2 tRNA genes and 2 rRNA genes are annotated in these 5,203 nt (G+C 49.5%); all 4 read left to right on the plus strand.

Annotation, left to right across the window (positions count from 1 at the left end):
- Positions 1-167 precede the first annotated feature (167 nt).
- The 4 genes from A7P54_RS17125 (at position 168) to A7P54_RS17140 (ending at position 5,192) form a co-directional block, all read left to right on the plus strand.
- A 16S ribosomal RNA gene (locus A7P54_RS17125) occupies positions 168-1,705 on the plus strand.
- Positions 1,706-1,764: 59 nt separating this feature from the next.
- Positions 1,765-1,841: transfer RNA gene (locus A7P54_RS17130), tRNA-Ile, on the plus strand.
- Positions 1,842-1,896: 55 nt separating this feature from the next.
- Positions 1,897-1,972 (plus strand) — tRNA-Ala (locus A7P54_RS17135).
- 328 nt (positions 1,973-2,300) lie between these two features.
- Positions 2,301-5,192, plus strand: a 23S ribosomal RNA gene (locus A7P54_RS17140).
- Together the 16S and 23S rRNA genes with 2 tRNA genes alongside form the textbook arrangement of a ribosomal RNA operon.
- Positions 5,193-5,203: the final 11 nt, after the last annotated feature.

The raw sequence follows: 5,203 nt of genomic DNA on the forward strand, positions 1-5,203 counted from the left end.
AGATCATTAAGAGAATAGAAGAACAACTTGTGTGGATTTTTACTGGTTGATCGATCGAAAATATTTCATTGATTGAAAGGTAAAAATTTCTCGAAGTTTATTTGAGCGAATTTTTAGTCAGAAAATTGATGAGCCAAGATTTGTAGCCATAAGCTACTAATGATTTTAAACTGAAGAGTTTGATCATGGCTCAGATTGAACGCTGGCGGCAGGCTTAACACATGCAAGTCGAGCGGAGTGATGGTGCTTGCACTATCACTTAGCGGCGGACGGGTGAGTAATGCTTAGGAATCTGCCATTTAGTGGGGGACAACATTCCGAAAGGAATGCTAATACCGCATACGTCCTACGGGAGAAAGCAGGGGATCTTCGGACCTTGCGCTAAATGATGAGCCTAAGTCGGATTAGCTAGTTGGTGGGGTAAAGGCCTACCAAGGCGACGATCTGTAGCGGGTCTGAGAGGATGATCCGCCACACTGGGACTGAGACACGGCCCAGACTCCTACGGGAGGCAGCAGTGGGGAATATTGGACAATGGGCGGAAGCCTGATCCAGCCATGCCGCGTGTGTGAAGAAGGCCTTTTGGTTGTAAAGCACTTTAAGCGAGGAGGAGGCTACTAGTACTAATACTACTGGATAGTGGACGTTACTCGCAGAATAAGCACCGGCTAACTCTGTGCCAGCAGCCGCGGTAATACAGAGGGTGCGAGCGTTAATCGGATTTACTGGGCGTAAAGCGTGCGTAGGCGGCTGATTAAGTCGGATGTGAAATCCCTGAGCTTAACTTAGGAATTGCATTCGATACTGGTCAGCTAGAGTATGGGAGAGGATGGTAGAATTCCAGGTGTAGCGGTGAAATGCGTAGAGATCTGGAGGAATACCGATGGCGAAGGCAGCCATCTGGCCTAATACTGACGCTGAGGTACGAAAGCATGGGGAGCAAACAGGATTAGATACCCTGGTAGTCCATGCCGTAAACGATGTCTACTAGCCGTTGGGGCCTTTGAGGCTTTAGTGGCGCAGCTAACGCGATAAGTAGACCGCCTGGGGAGTACGGTCGCAAGACTAAAACTCAAATGAATTGACGGGGGCCCGCACAAGCGGTGGAGCATGTGGTTTAATTCGATGCAACGCGAAGAACCTTACCTGGTCTTGACATAGTAAGAACTTTCCAGAGATGGATTGGTGCCTTCGGGAACTTACATACAGGTGCTGCATGGCTGTCGTCAGCTCGTGTCGTGAGATGTTGGGTTAAGTCCCGCAACGAGCGCAACCCTTTTCCTTATTTGCCAGCGGGTTAAGCCGGGAACTTTAAGGATACTGCCAGTGACAAACTGGAGGAAGGCGGGGACGACGTCAAGTCATCATGGCCCTTACGACCAGGGCTACACACGTGCTACAATGGTCGGTACAAAGGGTTGCTACCTAGCGATAGGATGCTAATCTCAAAAAGCCGATCGTAGTCCGGATTGGAGTCTGCAACTCGACTCCATGAAGTCGGAATCGCTAGTAATCGCGGATCAGAATGCCGCGGTGAATACGTTCCCGGGCCTTGTACACACCGCCCGTCACACCATGGGAGTTTGTTGCACCAGAAGTAGGTAGTCTAACCGTAAGGAGGACGCTTACCACGGTGTGGCCGATGACTGGGGTGAAGTCGTAACAAGGTAGCCGTAGGGGAACCTGCGGCTGGATCACCTCCTTAACGAAAGATTGACGATCGGTAAGAATCCACAACAAGTTGTTCTTCGAAGATGTATCTGAGGGTCTGTAGCTCAGTTGGTTAGAGCACACGCTTGATAAGCGTGGGGTCACAAGTTCAAGTCTTGTCAGACCCACCAAATCTGATTGCAGTAGCTTGGATTGAAAGATATGTCGTTCATTAAGTGATAAGCTGGGGACTTAGCTTAGTTGGTAGAGCGCCTGCTTTGCACGCAGGAGGTCAGGAGTTCGACTCTCCTAGTCTCCACCATGTACTTTACGGAGTACGAGCTAAAGATTACAGAATTTAGTAAGCAGGTAGCTTATTAACTTCTGTGATTTATCACAGTTTACTACTCACCGACGAGGTGGTAGTTAATCATTAACAGATTAGAAAATTGAGTCTGAAATAAATTGTTCACTCAATTCATTCGAAAGAATGAGATTGAGAACTAGCAAAAACACTGAATCAAGCGTTTTGGTATATGAATTTAGATTGAAGCTGTATGGTGATTAAGTTCACAGACAACGAATAGTAGCAATTAAGTTTGCAACGATAACACTCACTTGTATGTGTTAACGACTGTTTGGGGTTGTATAGTCAAGTAATTAAGTGCATGTGGTGGATGCCTTGGCAGTCAGAGGCGATGAAAGACGTGATAGCCTGCGAAAAGCTCCGGGGAGGCGGCAAATATCCTTTGATCCGGAGATTTCTGAATGGGGGAACCCACCCGCTATAAGGCGGGTATCATAAGCTGAATACATAGGCTTATGAAGCGAACGAGGGGAAGTGAAACATCTCAGTACCCTTAGGAAAAGAAATCAATTGAGATTCCCTTAGTAGCGGCGAGCGAACGGGGAGCAGCCCATTAAGTTGTGTGTGTTCTAGTGGAACGCTCTGGGAAGTGCGAACGTAGAGGGTGATATTCCCGTACACGAAAGGGCACACACAATGATGACGAGTAGGGCGAGGCACGTGAAACCTTGTCTGAATATGGGGGGACCATCCTCCAAGGCTAAATACTCCTGACTGACCGATAGTGAACCAGTACCGTGAGGGAAAGGCGAAAAGAACCCCTGTGAGGGGAGTGAAATAGATCCTGAAACCGCATGCATACAAGCAGTGGGAGCCGACTTGTTCGGTGACTGCGTACCTTTTGTATAATGGGTCAGCGACTTATATTCAGTAGCGAGGTTAACCGAATAGGGGAGCCGTAGAGAAATCGAGTCTTAATAGGGCGTTTAGTTGCTGGGTATAGACCCGAAACCAGGCGATCTATCCATGAGCAGGTTGAAGGTTGGGTAACACTAACTGGAGGACCGAACCCACTGTCGTTGAAAAGCCAGGGGATGACTTGTGGATAGGGGTGAAAGGCTAATCAAGCCTGGTGATAGCTGGTTCTCCCCGAAAGCTATTTAGGTAGCGCCTCGGACGAATACCATTGGGGGTAGAGCACTGTTTCGGCTAGGGGGTCATCCCGACTTACCAAACCGATGCAAACTCCGAATACCAATGAGTACTATCCGGGAGACAGACTGCGGGTGCTAACGTCCGTAGTCAAGAGGAAAACAATCCAGACCGCCAGCTAAGGCCCCAAAATCATAGTTAAGTGGGAAACGATGTGGGAAGGCATAGACAGCTAGGAGGTTGGCTTAGAAGCAGCCACCCTTTAAAGAAAGCGTAATAGCTCACTAGTCGAGTCGGCCTGCGCGGAAGATGTAACGGGGCTAAAACTATGTGCCGAAGCTGCGGATTTGACTTTAAGTCAAGTGGTAGGGGAGCGTTCTGTAAGCCGATGAAGGTGTATTGAGAAGTATGCTGGAGGTATCAGAAGTGCGAATGCTGACGTGAGTAACGACAAAACGGGTGAAAAACCCGTTCGCTGAAAGACCAAGGGTTCCAGTCCAACGTTAATCGGGGCTGGGTGAGTCGACCCCTAAGGCGAGGCCGAGAGGCGTAGTCGATGGGAAATTGGTTAATATTCCAATACTTCTGTGTAATGCGATGAGAGGACGGAGAAGGTTAAGTCAGCCTGGCGTTGGTTGTCCAGGTGGAAGGTTGTAGGCATGTATCTTAGGCAAATCCGGGGTACTCTATGCTGAGAACTGATAGCAAGCTGTACTTGTACAGTGAAGTGGCTGATACCATGCTTCCAGGAAAAGTCTCTAAGCTTCAGTTACACAGGAATCGTACCCGAAACCGACACAGGTGGTCAGGTCGAGTAGACCAAAGCGCTTGAGAGAACTCTGCTGAAGGAACTAGGCAAAATGGTACCGTAACTTCGGGAGAAGGTACGCTGCTGACGGTGATGGGACTTGCTCCCTGAGCTATTGGCAGCCACAGAAACCAGGCCGCTGCAACTGTTTATTAAAAACATAGCACTCTGCAAACACGAAAGTGGACGTATAGGGTGTGATGCCTGCCCGGTGCTGGAAGGTTAATTGATGGGGTTAGCGTAAGCGAAGCTCTTGATCGAAGCCCCAGTAAACGGCGGCCGTAACTATAACGGTCCTAAGGTAGCGAAATTCCTTGTCGGGTAAGTTCCGACCTGCACGAATGGCATAATGATGGCGGCGCTGTCTCCAGCAGAGGCTCAGTGAAATCGAAATCGCTGTGAAGATGCAGTGTACCCGCGGCTAGACGGAAAGACCCCGTGAACCTTTACTGCAGCTTGACATTGAACTTTGACCTTACTTGTGTAGGATAGGTGGGAGGCTTTGAAGTTAGAACGCTAGTTCTAATGGAGCCGTCCTTGAAATACCACCCTGGTAATGTTGAGGTTCTAACTCTGCCCCGTAATCCGGGGCGAGGACCATGTCTGGTGGGTAGTTTGACTGGGGCGGTCTCCTCCTAAAGAGTAACGGAGGAGTACGAAGGTGCGCTCAGCGTGGTCGGAAATCACGCGTAGAGTATAAAGGCAAAAGCGCGCTTAACTGCGAGACCCACAAGTCGAGCAGGTACGAAAGTAGGTCTTAGTGATCCGGTGGTTCTGTATGGAAGGGCCATCGCTCAACGGATAAAAGGTACTCTGGGGATAACAGGCTGATACCGCCCAAGAGTTCATATCGACGGCGGTGTTTGGCACCTCGATGTCGGCTCATCTCATCCTGGGGCTGAAGCAGGTCCCAAGGGTATGGCTGTTCGCCATTTAAAGAGGTACGCGAGCTGGGTTTAGAACGTCGTGAGACAGTTCGGTCCCTATCTACCGTGGGCGCTGGAAATTTGAGAGGATCTGCTCCTAGTACGAGAGGACCAGAGTGGACGAACCTCTGGTGTACCGGTTGTGACGCCAGTCGCATCGCCGGGTAGCTATGTTCGGAAGGGATAACCGCTGAAAGCATCTAAGCGGGAAGCCTACCTCAAGATAAGATTTCCCTAGGAATTTATTCCTCTAAAGAGCCGTTCGAGACTAGGACGTTGATAGGTTGGGTGTGGAAGCACGGTGACGTGTGAAGCTGACCAATACTAATTGCTCGTGAGGCTTGACTATACAACACCCAA

The organism is Acinetobacter sp. Ac_3412 (assembly GCF_013072675.1).
In the GTDB taxonomy this organism is placed as follows: domain Bacteria; phylum Pseudomonadota; class Gammaproteobacteria; order Pseudomonadales; family Moraxellaceae; genus Acinetobacter; species Acinetobacter higginsii.